Annotated in this window: 14 protein-coding genes; 9 read left to right on the top strand and 5 right to left on the bottom strand. The window is 69.3% G+C overall.

Annotated elements, in window-relative coordinates; translation table 11 throughout:
• The first annotated feature begins 86 nt into the window (after window positions 1-86).
• The gene (locus ACIQOE_RS39280; RefSeq protein ID WP_401416908.1) at window positions 87-1,085 is read left to right on the top strand and encodes an NADP-dependent oxidoreductase; all 999 of its coding nucleotides are present in this window, start codon (window positions 87-89) and stop codon (window positions 1,083-1,085) included.
• Between the two features lie 88 nt (window positions 1,086-1,173).
• Here ACIQOE_RS39280 and ACIQOE_RS39275 read toward each other — a convergent pair whose 3' ends face one another.
• Complete coding sequence (locus ACIQOE_RS39275) at window positions 1,174-1,956, bottom strand: ALF repeat-containing protein (RefSeq protein WP_401416854.1); 783 nt, start codon at window positions 1,954-1,956, stop codon at window positions 1,174-1,176.
• A 186-nt stretch (window positions 1,957-2,142) separates the two neighbouring features.
• On the bottom strand, window positions 2,143-3,027 hold the full coding sequence (locus ACIQOE_RS39270; RefSeq protein WP_401416853.1) for a helix-turn-helix transcriptional regulator: 885 nt from the start codon (window positions 3,025-3,027) through the stop codon (window positions 2,143-2,145).
• Window positions 3,028-3,184: 157 nt separating this feature from the next.
• Between ACIQOE_RS39270 and ACIQOE_RS39265 the strand changes: the two genes are divergently transcribed.
• Window positions 3,185-3,580: a cupin domain-containing protein gene (locus ACIQOE_RS39265; protein WP_401416852.1), complete on the top strand. Its 396-nt coding sequence runs from the start codon at window positions 3,185-3,187 to the stop codon at window positions 3,578-3,580.
• Between the two features lie 314 nt (window positions 3,581-3,894).
• A complete protein-coding gene (locus ACIQOE_RS39260) occupies window positions 3,895-4,968 on the top strand; it encodes an alpha/beta fold hydrolase (RefSeq protein ID WP_401416851.1) in 1,074 nt (357 codons plus the stop codon).
• Between the two features lie 47 nt (window positions 4,969-5,015).
• Here ACIQOE_RS39260 and ACIQOE_RS39255 read toward each other — a convergent pair whose 3' ends face one another.
• A complete protein-coding gene (locus ACIQOE_RS39255) occupies window positions 5,016-6,506 on the bottom strand; it encodes an FAD-dependent monooxygenase (RefSeq protein ID WP_401416850.1) in 1,491 nt (496 codons plus the stop codon).
• Window positions 6,507-6,773: 267 nt separating this feature from the next.
• On the opposite strand from ACIQOE_RS39255, the gene ACIQOE_RS39250 reads away from it, so the two are divergent.
• The 5 genes from ACIQOE_RS39250 to ACIQOE_RS39230 all read left to right on the top strand — a co-directional run bounded on the left by ACIQOE_RS39250 (window position 6,774) and on the right by ACIQOE_RS39230 (window position 13,596).
• Window positions 6,774-7,601 (top strand): alpha/beta hydrolase, encoded by an 828-nt coding sequence (locus tag ACIQOE_RS39250; protein WP_351327185.1) that lies wholly within the window; start codon window positions 6,774-6,776, stop codon window positions 7,599-7,601.
• A 239-nt stretch (window positions 7,602-7,840) separates the two neighbouring features.
• Window positions 7,841-8,236 (top strand): MerR family transcriptional regulator, encoded by a 396-nt coding sequence (locus ACIQOE_RS39245; protein WP_399008781.1) that lies wholly within the window; start codon window positions 7,841-7,843, stop codon window positions 8,234-8,236.
• 108 nt (window positions 8,237-8,344) lie between these two features.
• Window positions 8,345-9,268, top strand: coding sequence for an NADP-dependent oxidoreductase (locus tag ACIQOE_RS39240; RefSeq protein ID WP_401416849.1), 924 nt, complete (start codon window positions 8,345-8,347; stop codon window positions 9,266-9,268).
• A gap of 82 nt (window positions 9,269-9,350) precedes the next feature.
• Window positions 9,351-9,989 carry a hypothetical protein gene (locus tag ACIQOE_RS39235; protein WP_401416847.1) on the top strand — a complete coding sequence of 213 codons (639 nt, stop codon included), beginning with the start codon at window positions 9,351-9,353 and terminating at the stop codon, window positions 9,987-9,989.
• Window positions 9,990-10,275: 286 nt separating this feature from the next.
• Complete coding sequence (locus ACIQOE_RS39230) at window positions 10,276-13,596, top strand: TIM-barrel domain-containing protein (RefSeq protein WP_401416845.1); 3,321 nt, start codon at window positions 10,276-10,278, stop codon at window positions 13,594-13,596.
• Window positions 13,597-13,857: 261 nt separating this feature from the next.
• Here the strand turns inward: ACIQOE_RS39230 and ACIQOE_RS39225 are convergent, their stop codons facing one another.
• Entirely contained in the window at window positions 13,858-14,361 is a 504-nt protein-coding gene (locus tag ACIQOE_RS39225) for a GNAT family N-acetyltransferase (protein ID WP_365573089.1), read from the bottom strand.
• 207 nt (window positions 14,362-14,568) lie between these two features.
• On the opposite strand from ACIQOE_RS39225, the gene ACIQOE_RS39220 reads away from it, so the two are divergent.
• Complete coding sequence (locus ACIQOE_RS39220; protein ID WP_351327175.1) at window positions 14,569-14,922, top strand: hypothetical protein; 354 nt, start codon at window positions 14,569-14,571, stop codon at window positions 14,920-14,922.
• Window positions 14,923-14,932: 10 nt separating this feature from the next.
• Here the strand turns inward: ACIQOE_RS39220 and phoU are convergent, their stop codons facing one another.
• Window positions 14,933-15,583 carry a phosphate signaling complex protein PhoU gene (gene phoU / locus ACIQOE_RS39215; RefSeq protein ID WP_351327173.1) on the bottom strand — a complete coding sequence of 217 codons (651 nt, stop codon included), beginning with the start codon at window positions 15,581-15,583 and terminating at the stop codon, window positions 14,933-14,935.
• Window positions 15,584-15,752: the final 169 nt, after the last annotated feature.

The raw sequence follows: 15,752 nt of genomic DNA, 5'->3' as shown, positions 1-15,752 counted from the left end.
GGTTGCCGAACCGGTCTTGGACGGCCGAGCCGTCGCGGGCCTTGACTGAAGGAGCAGTGTTTTCCCAGGAAAGTGAGACAAGCGCGATGAAGGCGATCCAGTTCCGCGAACCGGGCGGCCCGGAGGTCTTGCAGTACGACGAGGTTCCCGCTCCCGCGATCGGTCCGGGGGAGGTGCTCGTCCGGGTGCACGCGGCGGGGATCAACCCGCCGGACTGGTATCTGCGTGAGGGGATGAAGGTCATGCCGGCCGAGATGAGGCCGACGCTGGAATATCCCCTCATCCCCGGTACCGACATGTCGGGCGTGGTCGAGGGGGTCGCTCCCGACGTGAAGGGGTTCGCCGTCGGCGACGAGGTCTTCGGCATGCTGCGGTTCCCCGGATTCGACGGCCGGACCTACGCCGAGTACGTGGCCGCACCGGCTTCCGACCTGGCGCACAAGCCGACCGGTGTCGACCACGTGGAGGCGGCCGGTGCGCCGATGGCCGCGCTCACTGCCTGGCAGTACCTGATTGATCTGGGCCACGACGTGCCGTCCCCGTTCACCGGCCGGGTGCACCGGCCGGTGCCGCTCGGGCCGGGCATGACCGTATTGGTCAACGGGGCCGCCGGGGGAGTGGGCCATTTCGCCGTCCAGCTGGCGAAATGGAAGGGTGCCCACGTCATCGCAGTGGCCTCGGGCCGACACGAGCAGTTCCTGCGCAAACTCGGCGCCGACGAGTTCATCGACTACACGAGGACACGAGCCGAGGACGTGGTCAGGGACGTCGACCTGGTGACCGACACCGTCGGTGGCCCGGACAGCTCACGCCTCCTGAGCTTGCTCAAGCGCGGCGGCACCATGCTTCCGGTGTTCTTCGCCCAGTACGACCCGGCGGAGACCGCAGGCAGGGACATCACCGTCTCGAACATCCAGGTGCGTTCCGACGGTTCCCAGCTCGCCGAGATCGGGCGCCTCCTCCACGAGGGCACACTCCAGGTCGGCGTGGACAGCACCTACCCACTCCCCGAGGCACACAGCGCACACCGGCGGGCCGCGCGGGGGCACATCCAAGGAAAGATCGTGTTGACAGTGGCCCCGTGACCGCCGGGCCTCCCTATCCGCCGCGTTGCCGGGCCGGGCCGCGCGTGACGCGAGCCCGGCCCGGTCGGTGCACATGGTCGCGCTGTGCTCAGTTGTCGATCTCGTACTGGCCGACGGTGCGGAAGTGGCGGAGCGCTTCCGGGCTGCCGTCGTCGAGGACCGCCTGGATCGCGTCGTACATGGCGTCGCTGATGTGGGGGTCGGTGAGCATGCGGACGATGTAGACGGAGTCGTCCTCGGCCTGGGCGAGCCGGTATCCGGTCCACCGGAAGGCGCTCAGGGCGTCGGCGGTGCCGGCGTCGAGCGCGGAGTTGGCCTCCGCGATCACTCTCTTGTCACCGTTCTGTGTGGCCACGAACAGGATGTGTGCCACCGCCACGGAGTCGTCCTCGGCCTGGGCCTGAGCGTATCCCGTCTGCAGGAAGGCGCGCAGCGCTTCCGGTGTGCCGGCGTCCAGGGCGGCGTTGGCCGTCTTGACCACCTTTTTGTCACCGTTCTGGGTGGCCACGGCGAGGACGTGGGCGACCGCGACGGAGTCGTCCTCGGCCTGGGCGAGGCGGCAGCCCGTGTCCAGGAAGGCGCGCATGTCCTGCGCCGTGCCGGTCAGCGCCTTGTTGGCCTCGCGCAGCACGCCCGTCCCCGCGTCGGCGTCCGTGAGGATGTCCTCCACCGCGGCCCTGACCTGGTCGTCCGTCAGGCCGTCGGTCGGAGTCCCGGTGCCGGCGGAGACGTCCGGGCACGCCGTGGCAGGCGTGGTGACGACGGGCGTGGTCGACGTGGTCGCGTCTGCGGCGAAGGCCGGTGCGGTGAGGAGAAGGGCGGGCGTCAGAGCGGTCGCGGCGAGCAGCATAGCGGCGCGAGTGGGTCTCAAGATGTGCCTCCATGGTCCGTGAGTTGATCGCTATGAAGCATCTATATGTGATGTGCACGGATCAAGGGGGTTTCTCGGCTGAGGCCGCAGCGGACGGTCGACAACTCCCGCCGAGAAGAGGCCAAGTTGGGCGCCGGCGACGTCCCGGGACCGGTCGACTTGATCGATCCCGTGCCGTACGCCTGCTCAGCCGAGGGGCTGAGGGGAGACGTGGCCCGGCCGGCCGCGGTCCCCTCCCGCGTGGCTCGCCAGGAAGGCGAACGCTTCCGCGGAGCGTGATCCGGGTTCCGGCACATAGGTGAGGATCTCCAGTCCGGGGTCGGCGGAGATCGCGAGTCGCTCGTAGTGCAGGGTGAGGTCGCCGACGAGCGGGTGGTGGAAGCGCTTCTCGGCCCGGCGATGCAGGCGCACGTCGTGGGTCGCCCAGAACGCGGCGAACTCCTCGCACCTGGTGGACAGTTCACCGACCAGGTCGGACAGCTCCCGGTCGAAGGGTTCCTGTGCTGCCTGCGCCCTGAGGGCCGCGGCGCATTCCTTGGCTATCCGGTCCCAGTCGGCGAAGAACTCCCGGGCGCGGGGGTCGAGATAGGTGAAGCGGACCATGTTCGCGGGTTCCCGGGCTTCGAAGACGGGTGCGCAGAACGCGCGTCCCAGGGAGTTGGCGGCGAGTATGTCCTGGCGGCCGTTGACGGCGAAGGCCGCCACGCCGTCCATCGCGTCGATCATCCACGCGACGCCGGGACGGACGCCCCGCGCGGTCGCCGGGCCACGGCGCCCGCGGGAGGGACGCCTCTGCGAGGCGCGGGCCAGGTCGACGAGATGCGCTCGCTCGGCCTCGTCCAGCCGGAGCGCACCGGCGACGGCCTTGAGGATGCCGTCCGAGACGCCCGCCAGGCTGCCGCGTTCCATCCGGTTGTAGTAGTCGACGCTGATCCCCGCCAGGGTCGCCACCTCCTCGCGCCGCAGGCCCGGAACCTGCCGCGTTCCGTAGGAGACGAGGCCCACCTCCTCGGGGGTGATCTTCGCCCGCCGGGACGTGAGGAAGTCCCGCACCTCGGTCTTCGTGTCCACGATGAGCGAGGTTACTCCCGGTCCCGGGACCGGGGGGTGCCCTGCGAGTACCTGGACGCGCGCGGCCTCTCACCCCCCTCCACGACGGTGCTCTGCTGGGTGCGGCGAAGCTCCCGGCAGCCGCCGGACCGCCGGTCGCAATCACAGGAGGACGAGGATGAAGATCGTGAGGAACGGGCTCGGAACGATGACCGGTCCCGCCGAATGGTTCGCCGGGGACGTCTACATCGACGTCATCAGCCCGCCGGCGCCGCCCGCGCGGATCATGGGCGGAGTCGTCCGCTTCACGCCCGGAGCGCGTACGGCGTGGCACACCCACCCGTTCGGCCAGACGATCCATGTCACCGAGGGGATCAGTCTGGTCCAGCGCGAGGGAGGGCCCGTCGAGGAGGTGAAGCCGGGTGACAGCGTCCACATCGAGCCCGGCGAGAACCACTGGCACGGCGCGACGCCCGCCTGCTTCACCACACAGATCGCCTACCAGGCCGCCGACGACTCCGGCACGCACACCGTCTGGGGCCGCCGGGTGGCCGAGGAGGAGTACCCCGGCTAGGTCGCCACGCGAGGTGCCTGGGTTCCGAAGGGGGACACCCTGCCGACTGGATCGATCATCACTTGCTCGACCAGTGATGGCGTGCCGACGGGTTCGGATGTCGTAGGTGCTTCTTTGCCTTCCGGAGCGGTGTCGAACGGCAATTTCTCCCTGATCAAGCAGTGATGGAGCGATAGAGCCGGTGCGCTGGCGTCTTCCGGGATCGAGAGCGTCACTTGTTTGACGGGTGACGCATCTCGTGAAACAGTCAGCTCGCCGGGCGTGCCGCAGAGTGGTACGTGTGCGTTTCACTCATGCATGACGGAGGCATTTCCATGATCGACAGGCGTACCTTCAGCAAGGTTCTGGGGATCGGTACGGGGGCGGCGGCCGTGTCGCTGTCCGGCTTCCAGACGGATGCGGGTGCGGTCGAGGCCCGTGACGTCCGCAATGCGGGTGAGGCGCTGGTGCCGGTCGTGCCCACGGTGGTGCCGGGTACGCACACGTCGTTCGGGCGGGTGAAGCAGGTGCGGGCGGGAGTGCTGGACGTGGGGTACGCGGAGGAGGGTCCCCGGCACGGCCCGGTCGTGATCTGCCTGCACGGCTGGCCCTACGACATCCACAGCTACATCGACGTGGCTCCGCTGCTGGCCGCGCAGGGGTACCGGGTGATCGTGCCGTTCCTGCGCGGGCACGGGTCGACGACGTTCCTGTCCTCGCGGACGGTCCGCAACGCGCAGCAGTCGGCGGTCGCGCTCGACATCCTCGCGCTGATGGACGCGCTGAAGATCGACAAGGCGCTGCTGGCCGGCTTCGACTGGGGCTCGCGAACCGCCGACATCATCGCGGCGCTGTGGCCGGAGCGGGTGAAGGGACTGGTCTCCGTCAGCGGGTACCTGGTCACCAATGTCGAGGCGCAGCAGAAGCCGCTGGCGCCGAAGGCCGAGTACACCTGGTGGTACCAGTACTACTTCGCGACCGAGCGTGGCCGACTGGCCATGGAGGACAAGACGGACCGGCATGACCTGTGCCGGCTCGTGTGGGACACGGTCTCACCGACCTGGGACTTCGACGACGCCGTCTTCGAGCGCACCGCCGCCGCCTTCGAGAACCCCGACTACGCGGCCATCGTGATCCACAACTATCGCTGGCGGCTGGGTCTCGCGGACGGTGAGCGCCGGTACGACCGCTACGAGAAGGTCCTCGCCACCCGCCCCGTCATCAGCGTGCCCACCATCACCCTCGACCCCGAACGCGACCCCTTCACCGCTCCGGGCGACGGCGCCTCTTACCGGGACCGGTTCACGGGCAAGTACGCCCACCGCACCCTCGCCGGCATCGGCCACAACCTTCCCCAGGAAGCACCCACCGCCTTCGCGCAGGCCGTCGTCGACGTCGACCACTTCTGACACCACGTGCGCCAGAGGGGAGGGGGCGTCGCGATGGGGCCGAGGCGTCACGCGAGCGTAGTCCTGCTTCCCGGGCGCGCCGCCGGTGCGCCGCACCACTCCGCCAGCGCGTCGCGGGTCGCGTCGATACGGCCTTCAGGCGACTCGTCGGAGACGGCCCACGCGATGTAGGCATCGGGCCGGACCAGCACACTCTTGTTCGTCGAGCCCTGTGCGGACACGATCTCCACTTGGTCGGACCACTCGCCGATCAGCGAGGAGAGCTGAGGGGAGTCGTCGGGGATGACCAGTACGAAGCGGCGGGCGCGAAGTGCTTCGTAGAGTCGACGCCCGTCGCTCAGCGGGACATCGGGTGCCCGTTTCCCGGCCAGCGGATGTGCGCCGGCCGGGGAGGCGTAGGAAATGTCGAGTCCTGAGATCGCCATGGCCAGCAGTTTGGCCATCCGAGGGGTCTTGAGCACCGTACGGGCTGAGAGATCGCGGATCCCGCACAGTGCTCGCGGCGTGGTCAGGACTCCGCGCAGCAGCGCACCGCTCATCCGCAGGACCCTGCGTCCCACGGGGTGCCGTTCACTCTCGTATGTGTCGAGCAGCGAGTCCGGTGCGCGGCCGCGCAGAACGGCCGCCAGCTTCCAGCTGAGATTGGCGGAGTCCTGGATGCTGGTGTTGAGGCCCATACCTCCGGCGGGGGAGTGGACATGTGCGGCGTCGCCCACGAGGAACACCCGGCCCACCCGATAGTGCGGCGACTGGCGCTCGTCGCTGTGGAAACGTGAGAGCCACCGCGGGTCGTGCATGGAGAAGTCGCTGCCGAGGGCCCGTCGGGCGACTTCACGGATCTCGTCCAGATCGACCGGCGCGTCGTCGGACATCGGGTGACGGCGATTCCACGCCATGACCCGGAACCAGCTGTCACCGAACGGCACCACAATGGCGAAGGCGTCCCCGATCGCTCCCACGGTGGGCGGCTTCCGCGGCGGGTCGGCCAGGCGCACGTCCGCCAGCATCATCGAGCGCACCGCGGACCGGCCGGGGAAAGGCAGGCCGAGCGAGCGGCGCACACAGCTGTTGCGACCGTCCGCGCCGACCACGAAGTCCGCACGCAGACTTTCCTCGGCCCCGTCCGGCGCCCGCACCGCTACGTCGACACCGGCTTCGTCCTGCTGGACACCGGTCACCTCGTGGCCCCGCATGATGGTCACGCCGCGCGCCTGGGCACGGGCCAGAAGCAGGCGTTCGGTGTTGTACTGCGGTGTCACCAGCACATGGGGATAGCGGCTCGGCAGCCGGGACAGATCGATGTGCAGGAACTGCAGAACCGGGTTGCGGATTCCGGTCAGCAACAGATCGTCCGCGAGACCGCGGGCGTCCAGTTGCTCCATCGTCCGAGCGTGCACGGCAAACGCACGCGTCAGCTTCGATTCGCCTTCCCGGCGCTCCACGACGGTGCAGCGAAGCCCTGCTTCGGCCAGGTCGCCCGCGAGCAGCAGCCCCGCCGGCCCAGCTCCGACAACGAGTACGTCAATGTCCGACCCCATACCTTGTCCTCCGCGTGACCCCGAGCAAGTAGGACGCCAGGTGATCATCCGGCCGACTGCGCAGGTCAGCTGACTCTTCCAGTGCACCATGCGCATCGTGCCTCTGCATCGCGTCAGGCGTTGCCGCACCGCTCTCCTTCAGAGCGGTGCTTTCCGGCGTGCCGAAACCATGGCGCGTGGTTAGCGTGATCTTTACGCCTGCTCCTGTCACAGCCCAGGCGGCGTGAAGCAGGGAGCGGCGAGCGAGCTGCGAGAGGAACGCACACCATGCCCTTCGCCACTGCCAAGGACGGAACTCAGATCTTCTACAAGGACTGGGGCTCTGGCCAACCCGTCGTCTTCTCCCACGGCTGGCCCCTCACCGGCGACGCCTGGGATCCCCAGATGAAGCTCATGGCGGACAACGGATTCCGCGCCATCGCCCACGACCGGCGTGGCGGTGGCCGCTCGGGACAGCCCTGGGACGGCAACGACCTCGACACGTACGCCGACGACCTGGCCGCTGTGATCGAGGCCGAAGACCTCCACGACGTCATCCTCGTCGGCCATTCCACCGGCGGCGGCGAGGTCACTCGCTACATCGGCCGACACGGCACGGGTCGCGTCGCCAAGCTGGTCCTGGTCGGCGCGATTCCGCCGCTGATGCTCAAGACGGAGGCCAACCCCGAAGGTCTGCCGATCGAGGTGTTCGACGAGATCCGCCAGGGTGTGCTCACGGACCGCTCCCAGTACTACAAGGACCTCAGCGCGCCGTTCTACGGTGCGAACCGACCGGGGTCGACCGTCACCCAGGGAACGCGTGACGAGTTCTGGCTCTGGAGCATGACGGTCGGAATCAAGGGCGCCTACGACTGCGTCAAGGCGTTCTCCGAGACGGACACGACCGAGGACCTGAAGAAGGTCGATGTGCCGACCCTGATCGTGCACGGCGACGACGACCAGATCGTGCCCATCGTCGCCGCGGGCGACAAGTCATCCAAGATCGTCAAGGGTGCGCAGTACAAGGTCTACGAGGGTGCGCCGCACGGCCTCGCGATGGTGCCCAAGTACGCCGAGATCTTCAACAAGGACCTGCTCGAGTTCGCACGCGGATGACGCCGGGACGTCCGCCGCCGGTGATGCTCACCGGACAGGACGCGGAACCGCTTGTGCATGACCGATGACGACGCCGGCGGCCGGCCCGCACTGCGGGCACCGCCGGCGTCCACCGGCGCCTCGCCACGAGCTGACGCCCGGAGCCGGAGCCGCCCGTGCACACCGGGGACGTCGGACGGGGGTCTTGAGGGCGCAGTGGGCGATCCAGGCGTGCGGCACGCGGGCGTAGGCTCCCCGGTATGAGGATCGGCGAGCTGTCCAGGCGCACGGGGGTGAGTCCGCGTTCGCTGCGGTACTACGAGGCTCAGGGCCTCTTGGCCAGCAGCCGTTCCGAGACCGGCCAGCGGCACTACTCCGACGCCGAGATCGAGCGCGTGTCGCTCATCAGGCAGTTGTTCGACGCCGGTATGTCCAGTCGGCTGATCGCGACGGTACTGCCATGCGTGGAGACCCCCGCCGACCCGGGCACCGTGGAGATGGCGTTCGCGGTGATGACACGTGAGCGGGACCGGATCGACGCGGACATCGTGCGCCTGGTCGACACCCGGAACGCGCTCGACGCGCTGATCGAGGCCAACGCCCGGCACCGGGCGGAGCTGTCGACTGTCGACGGAACGGTGGCCCGCTCGGCGTGACCCTGTGACCTGCGTCTCAACCCGTTGCCCCTGACATTGGTGTCAGAGGTGAGGATGGCCGCACGGCCTGGGAATCACCGGGGTCGGTCACATGGAAGGCAGTCGCAGATGGGGCAGGCGTGGGGTTTCGGCAGGTACGGCGGGCCCGAGGTGCAGGAGTACTTCGATCGACCCGATCCCGTCCCCGCCCGCGGAGAGGTGCTGATCCGGGTCGAGGTCGCGGGCGTGAATCCCCTCGACCACCTTCTGCGCGCCGGGCTGGTCCCCGGGCTCGACGGAGGGCGCCCGTTTCCTCTCGTGCTGGGGATGGAAGCGGCAGGGACCGTTCTCGCCCTGGGCGAGGATGTTCACGGGCTTGAGGTGGGCGACGGAGTTTTCGGTTTCGCCCTGACCGGTGGCGGCACCTACGCCGAGACGACCGTGCTGTCCGCGCCGAACACCGCGCGTATCCCGGCGGGCCTGTCCATGACGACGGCGGCGACGCTGCCGGTGGCCGGGACGACCGCGGTGGACGCGCTCGACCAGCTCGGTCTCCCGGCCGGCGCCACGATTCTGGTCAACGGGGTCGGCGGCGGCGTCGGCGTCGCCGTCGCCCGGCTGGCTGCCGAACGCGAGCTGCGCGTGATCGGCACGGGGAGCGGCGCGAAGCGCGGGCACGCCGAGGCCGCCGGGGTGCGGTTCATCGACTACACCGCAGAAGACGTCGTCGCCGCGGCGCGCGACCTGGCCCCGGACGGCTTCGACGGGATCGTCGACATGGTCGGAGGCACCTCGTTGCGGACGGTCGCCCCGCTGGCGAAGGATCCCCGCAACGTCATCGCCGTGGGCGACCCGACCGTGCCCGAACTCGGCGGCCGTTTCGTCGAGCGTCGCCTCGACCGCGAGAACCTGGAGCGAGCGGCCCGCCTGGCCCTCGACGGAGTCCTCGCGCCCGTGATCACCGCGGTCCACACACTCTCCGACGCCCCGGCCGCCCTCGCCGCCGTCGAGAACGGCCACACGTCGGGCAAGGTCGTCATCAAGGTGACGTGAGCAGCGCTCGGGCGGCCGGGCCGCGTCGCCTGTCTCCGCCGCTTGCGGGCGTCGGCGGGGGAGGCTCAGTAGGGTCGGTGACGTGCGTGATGTACGAGTGATCCTCATCGGCGGGACGTCGAACGTCGGGAAGTCGACCGTGGCCCAAGTGGTGGCGGAAAAGGTCGGGTTCGAGTGTCTGAGTACCGACGGGCTGGCCCGGCATCCTGGGCGACCCTGGAGAACCCCGGAGTGGGACGTGCCGGCCCATGTCGCCGAGCACTATGGATCGCTCACGGTGGATGAACTGATCACGTCTGTCCTTGACCACTACGAAAGCCTGTGGCCCCGCATCGAAGAGCTGATCACGGTCCGTGCAGCCGACGACCGTGGCAGCGCGGGCCTGGTCCTGGAGGGTTCGGCGCTCTGGCCGGTCCGTGTCGCACGGCTCCAGGTCCCGCACACGGCCGCCGTGTGGCTCACCGCCGACGAGTCGCTGGTGCGCTCTCGCATTCGCACGGCGGGCTGTTATGAGGCAGCCAGGGGCAAGGAACAGGTCCTGATGGACAAGTTCCTTGCGCGTAGCGTGCGTTACCAGAGGATCATGAGCGACGCCGTCGACAGATTGGCCATGGATCGCATCGACGCCGGTGACGGACGGTCCGTCGCGGAACTGGCTGATGCCGTGCTCGCGGCAGCCGACGCACAGAGCGCGGTGGGACGGTCGTCCAGCGGTCGGTGACCGCGCGGAGGAGGTCACCCGCTGCGCTTCCCGCAAGGCTGACGGTGTCCGCGGAGCGAGGAAGTCCGCGGCGCCCCCGCCGCAGTCGGACTCCCATGCCACCGCGGACGCGTCCAGCCCACTGACGTCCAACACACCCTCAGGAATCACGCGCATCCATCTGGCTGCCGCCACGGGCGGTGTGCTGTGATTCCCCTGTGATTTTGCATCGTTGAAATCAGCGGAGTGGCGCACCCGCGCGGGTGCGACGGGGGCCCGTCACCAGTCACCGAGAACGGAGTCACTCATGAGGTTCCTTCGTAGGAGACGGCGGTCGAGATCCCTGCGCCGATGGGCAGGGATCACCGCGGCTCTGGGTACGGTCGCCGCCGTCGCCCTCTCCGGTGCGTCGGCCGCGTCGGCCGCGTCGGCGCAAGGCGCAACGGCTAAGGCAGGCAGCCCTCGGCTGCGGATCCCGACCGTCACCGCCGGGGACGCACGCTTCGAGATCCTCTCGCCGACACTGATCCGCACCGAGTACGCGGGTGACGGCAAGTTCACCGACGCGCCGACCTTCAACGCCATCGGGCGCGCCGGATTCACCCCCACCGCCTACTCGACCGACAGGTCCGACGGCTGGCTCACCGTCCGGACCAGCGCCATGACCGTGCGCTACCGGATCGACTCGGGCCAGTTCGACACCGGTAACCTCTCCGTCGAGACGACGGCGGGCGGCGCCCAGGTGACCGCCACACCCTGGCAGCATCTCACCTGCGGCACCGGTGAGTTGTGCGAGGCGGAGAACCTCCGGCTCGACGGGGTCTCGGTGGCCACCGACCACACCGGCTACACAGGGACGGGCTTCGCCGCGGGATTCCAGAGCACCGGCGGCTCCCTGACCTCTGACATCGATGTCAGTGCCACGGGGGACTACCAGTTCGGCCTGCGGTACGCCAACTCCCGTGGTGGCGACGGGCAGACGCAGACCCGCACGCTGTCCGTCACCGTGGACGGAGGCAGCCCGCAGACGGTGAGCCTGCCGGCCACGGCGGACTGGGACACCTGGAAGCTCGCGACCGTGCCCTTGCACCTCGGTGCCGGACACCACACGCTCGCCCTCACCCGGACCGCGACGGACTCCGGGAACGTCAACGTGGACAGCGTCGCCGTCGTACGGCCCGGCGACCCGTACCCGCCCGTCTCCAGCACGGCCGCGGCCGACTGCCGGTTCGCCGTGAGCTGCGAGGCGGAGGGAGCCCGCACCGGCGGGACCGCCGTCAGGGCCACCGACCACAAGGGGTACGCCGGCAGCGGCTTCGTCGCCGAGCTGAACCAGGGCTCGACCCTGACCACTCACGTGGTGGGCGTCCCCGCCGACGGCACCTACACCCTGCACGTGCGCTACGCCAACGGCACCGGCAGCGACGGCCTGCACCGGACCCGCACCGCCACGGTGTCCGCGGGCGGCACCAGCGGCACGCTGTCGCTGCCTGCCACCGCCGACTGGGACACCTGGGACACCGCCTCCGTCCCCGTCACCCTGAAGGCCGGGACCGACGACATCACGCTCAACTGCCCCGAGGCGACGAGCTGTCACGTCAACGCGGACACCCTCGCGGTCACCACGCCCACCGGCGCGGCCCCGCCCCCGCACATCGCCCTCGGCGGCTACCGCCGCGGACTCGACGGTGTGACCGGCAACGGCGGCCCCCTCGTCACCACGCCCGGACTGCTCAACCGTGACGGCTGGTACCTCCTCGACGACACGTCCTCGGCGCTCTACGACACCGGCACCCAGAAGGTGACACCGCGCCCCGGTCACGGCGGCGCCCCGTACCAGGACGGCTACCTGTTCGCGTACGGGCACGACTACAAGCAGGGTCTCGCCGACCTGGCCACCCTCACCGGGCCGCCCGCGCTCCTTCCCCAATGGGCCTACGGCGTCTGGTACTCGGAGTACATCGACCGCACCGCGGCGGACTACCGGAACACGATCCTGCCGTCGTTCCGCTCCGAGGGCGTCCCCCTCGACGTGCTGGTCACCGACACGGACTTCAAGGCCGTCAATAGCTGGAGCGGCTGGGAGATGGATCCGGTGAAGTTCCCGGACCCCAAGGGCTTCTTCGACTGGTCCGCCGCCGAGGGCCTGCACAACACGCTCAACGTGCACCCCAGCATCCTCGCGTCCGACCCGCAGTTCGCCCAGGCGCAGGCCACGGCCAAGGGCAAGCTGGTGAAGGGCGGTTGCGCCTCGGGCGCCGGGGACGACTGCTACACCTTCGACTTCGGGGATCCCGACCAGCTGAAGGCGTACCTGGACCTGCACCGCACGATGGACGACCAGGGCAACGACTTCTGGTGGCTCGACTGGTGCTGCGACGCGGCCCGTTCGACCCTCCCCGGCGTCACCCCGGACGCCTGGATCAACCAGCAGTACGCCACCGCCACCGCACAGCGGATCGGACGCGGATTCGTCCTCTCCCGGGCCTACGGATCACTCCAGGCCGGCGGCTACAGCGGTCAGCAGGGACTGCCCACCGGGCCGTGGGCCGACAAGCGCTCCACGGTCCACTTCACCGGCGACACCTCGTCCACCTGGGGCACGCTGAAGCTCGAAGTCGGCTACACCCCAGGGGAGTCGGCGGCGACCGGCATGGCGGCCATCACCCACGACATCGGCGGTCACAACGACACCACGGGCCTGACCGGTTCGGAGACCTACACCTCGGACGGCAAGACCTACACCACGCACAAGCTGCCCGACGACCTCTACGCCCGCTGGGTCCAACTGGGCACCTTCCAGCCGATCGACCGCCTGCACAGCAACCACAGCGACCGGCTGCCCTGGCAGTACGGCACGGCCGCACGGAAGTCGGCGGACAAGTTCCTCAACCTCCGTGAGGCGCTGGTCCCGTACACGTACACGCTCGCGGAGGAGGCGAACAGCACGGGCCTGCCGATCGTCCGCCCCATGTACCTGGAGTACCCGGACGAGGAGAAGGCGTACACGACGGCCGACAGCGAGTACTTCTACGGCTCCGACATGCTGGTCGCGCCCGTCACCACCGGCGGCACCTCGGCCACCACCTCGGTCTGGTTCCCGCCGGGCCGGTGGACCGACTACTTCACCGGCAAGACCTACGACGGCGGTACGACCCAGGACATCACCACCGGTCTCGACACGATGCCCCTCTTCGTCAGGGCCGGCGGCATCCTGCCGACCCGGACCCATGACGTCGCCGCGGACGGTCTCAGCCCGCTGACCGACGTCACCCTCACCGTCGCCGCCGGGGCCTCCGGCTCCACCAGCCTCTACGAAGACGACGGCAAGGCCGTCGGCCGGCTCCACAGCGCGACCACCGCCATCCGCTACAAGGAGTCCGGCGGCGTCCACACCCTGACGATCGGCCCGGCCCGCGGCACCTTCCACGGCCAGCCCCGGCAGCGCACCTGGACCGTGTCGGTCCGCGGCACGAAAGCACCGGCCCGCGTCACGGCAGCCGGTAGGACCCTGTCCGCACACGCCTACACCTGGGACGCCACCACGGACACACTGACGATCACCGTTCCCCGCCACTCCGTCCACGCGCCCCTGACGATCGCGTTCCGTCAGGAGGCTGCCCCGTAAGGGGCCTGCGCTGTCCTGCGCGGGCCGGAGTGTGGAGCCGGGCGATGCCGAGCATCGCCCGGCGAGCGCTACGGCGCCGGTCACAGGTGCGGGCTGCGTCGTACTCCGCCGGAAGCTACGCGGGGACAGCCCACTGGCCTCCAACGCGCTCGGCCCTCTCGCCGTGCAAACGCTCGTGGACACGGTGCGGGCCGAGGCCTGACCGACTTGCCGCAGTCGTCCGCTGAGCGTCATGTCGCGGCAACGCAGGATTGTGCTCACTCACAAGGATCGCTCCATGCAGACCAGTTGATCCCGCTCGTCCCACGACTCCGTGACGACGGTGAATCCGAGCCGCTTGTACAGGGCGATCGCGCCCGTCCGCCACTTCCACACCGACAACTGCACCGTGCTCACGCCGCTCTCCGCTGCATGCACGAGCGCGGTGCTGATCAAACGGGAGGCAATGCCCCGCCCGCGGAACCCTGGGTCCGTCCAGAGTCTCTTGACCTCGGACCGCCCGTCGACAGGTGCGGTCAGTACCAGGCAGCCCGCCGCGGTGTCCCGGCTGAACGCGAGGAGCACGACATGGTCAGCGAATACGGCTCGTGGATCCGCGATCTCTACCCGGTAGCGCGGTGGCAACTCCTCCACGCCGGCGACGGCCTCACCCTTTTCGGCCTGCGTCTGCAGGTGATAGGCCGCCAGCAGATCCGCCAGCTCATCAGGCGCCGAAGCGAGCTGACCCGGCCAGCGGACGATGGCGATCTCGCGTTGATCATTCATGACGCGAGCATCACATGGCATGGGCCAGGGCCGGGCCCGGGACCAGTATCTTGATCCACTTTCGGTACATCCCGTAGGGACTGTCCCCTAACCGCTGGTCACGGAGTCACCCGGGGCGTGGAAACTGCGTAGCTGCTGAGCGCGCGGTGTCGGTATCGTCCGGTCTCCCGACCGCTTCCGCCGGTCACGTTCAGAGAGTGATGCCAGATGACCAGCCGGCTAGTGACGACGACCCTGTGGCGCCCCACCGGTCCCCGGGAGCTGGATCTGGTTCGGGAGCTGAACTGGCGTGCCTGGCCGCCCCGGCTGCCGGAGCAGCCGATCTTCTACCCGGTCCTCAACGAGGACTACGCGGTCAGGATCGCGCGGGACTGGAACGTGAAGCACGACGGCGCCGGCTTCGTCACTCGTTTCGAGGTCGAGTCGGAGTTCTTGAGCCGGTACCCCGTCCAGCAGGCCGGCGGGCAGACGATCCTCGAGCTGTGGGTTCCGGCCGAGGAACTGGACGACTTCAATGCCCACATCGTCGGCGAGATCGAGGTGGTCCACGAGTTCCGCTGAATCGGGGGCTCTATGCGGGATCGGTGTGTTCGCCGGTGACGAGGTAGACCATGCGCTGGGCGATGGAGACGGCATGGTCGGCGAAGCGTTCGTAGTAGCGGCCGAGCAGGGTGACGTCGACGGCGGTTTCCACTCCGTGGTGCCAGCGGTCGTCCATGAGGTGCTGGAAGATGCCGCGGTGGAGTTCGTCGATGCGGTCGTCGTCCTGTTCCATCTGGGCGGCGGCTTCGACGTCACGGGTGACCAGGACGTCGGCGGCCTGTGCCATCAGCCGTTGGGCGAGCTGGCTCATCTCCAGGAGGGTGCGGCGCAGGTCCTGGGGGACGGCCTGTTCGGGGTAGCGCCGCTGGGCGACCTTGGCGACGTGCTGGGCGAGGGCCGAGCAGCGTTCCAGGTCCGCGCTCATGCGCAGTGAGGTGACCACGAGCCGCAGGTCGGTGGCGACCGGCTGCTGGCGGGCCAGGACGGTGATGGCCCTGTCCTCCAGGTCCCGTTGGAGGTCCTCGACCCGACCGTGGGTGCCGAGCACGCTCTCGGCGAGGTCGAGATCCGCGTCCAGCAGCGCGCTGGTGGCCCGTGCCATGGCGGAACCGACCAGATTCGCGATGCCGACCAGGCCCTCGCCGATCGCATCCAGTTCCGCGTGGTACGCGTCCCGCATGCCAGTCCTCACTCTCCAGCTGTCCACGTTCCTGCACCCGCTACCCTCCCACACCCCCGCACACCAGGGCTCCTGCAGGCACCCCTGCAGGCGAACCCTTCGCTGCTGCGGCGTACCACTCTGCGAGCGGCCCGAGGGATACCGAGCACGACTTCCGCTCGGCGCCGAG

Source organism: Streptomyces sp. NPDC091282 (assembly GCF_044757385.1).
In the GTDB taxonomy this organism is placed as follows: domain Bacteria; phylum Actinomycetota; class Actinomycetes; order Streptomycetales; family Streptomycetaceae; genus Streptomyces; species Streptomyces gramineus.
The sequence above is the reverse complement of the archived record's forward strand: the minus strand, read 5'-3'. Positions and strand labels throughout refer to the sequence as shown.

Excerpts from the sequence above, each read along its gene's own strand:
- ACIQOE_RS39280 (WP_401416908.1), top strand. The coding sequence starts at position 87 with ATGAAGGCGATCCAGTTCCGCGAACCGGGCGGCCCGGAGGTCTTGCAG.
- ACIQOE_RS39265 (WP_401416852.1), top strand. The coding sequence starts at position 3,185 with ATGAAGATCGTGAGGAACGGGCTCGGAACGATGACCGGTCCCGCCGAA.
- ACIQOE_RS39260 (WP_401416851.1), top strand. The coding sequence starts at position 3,895 with ATGATCGACAGGCGTACCTTCAGCAAGGTTCTGGGGATCGGTACGGGG.
- ACIQOE_RS39255 (WP_401416850.1), bottom strand. The coding sequence starts at position 6,506 with ATGGGGTCGGACATTGACGTACTCGTTGTCGGAGCTGGGCCGGCGGGG.
- ACIQOE_RS39250 (WP_351327185.1), top strand. The coding sequence starts at position 6,774 with ATGCCCTTCGCCACTGCCAAGGACGGAACTCAGATCTTCTACAAGGAC.
- ACIQOE_RS39245 (WP_399008781.1), top strand. The coding sequence starts at position 7,841 with ATGAGGATCGGCGAGCTGTCCAGGCGCACGGGGGTGAGTCCGCGTTCG.
- ACIQOE_RS39240 (WP_401416849.1), top strand. The coding sequence starts at position 8,345 with ATGGGGCAGGCGTGGGGTTTCGGCAGGTACGGCGGGCCCGAGGTGCAG.
- ACIQOE_RS39230 (WP_401416845.1), top strand. The coding sequence starts at position 10,276 with ATGAGGTTCCTTCGTAGGAGACGGCGGTCGAGATCCCTGCGCCGATGG.
- ACIQOE_RS39225 (WP_365573089.1), bottom strand. The coding sequence starts at position 14,361 with ATGAATGATCAACGCGAGATCGCCATCGTCCGCTGGCCGGGTCAGCTC.
- ACIQOE_RS39220 (WP_351327175.1), top strand. The coding sequence starts at position 14,569 with ATGACCAGCCGGCTAGTGACGACGACCCTGTGGCGCCCCACCGGTCCC.
- phoU (WP_351327173.1), bottom strand. The coding sequence starts at position 15,583 with ATGCGGGACGCGTACCACGCGGAACTGGATGCGATCGGCGAGGGCCTG.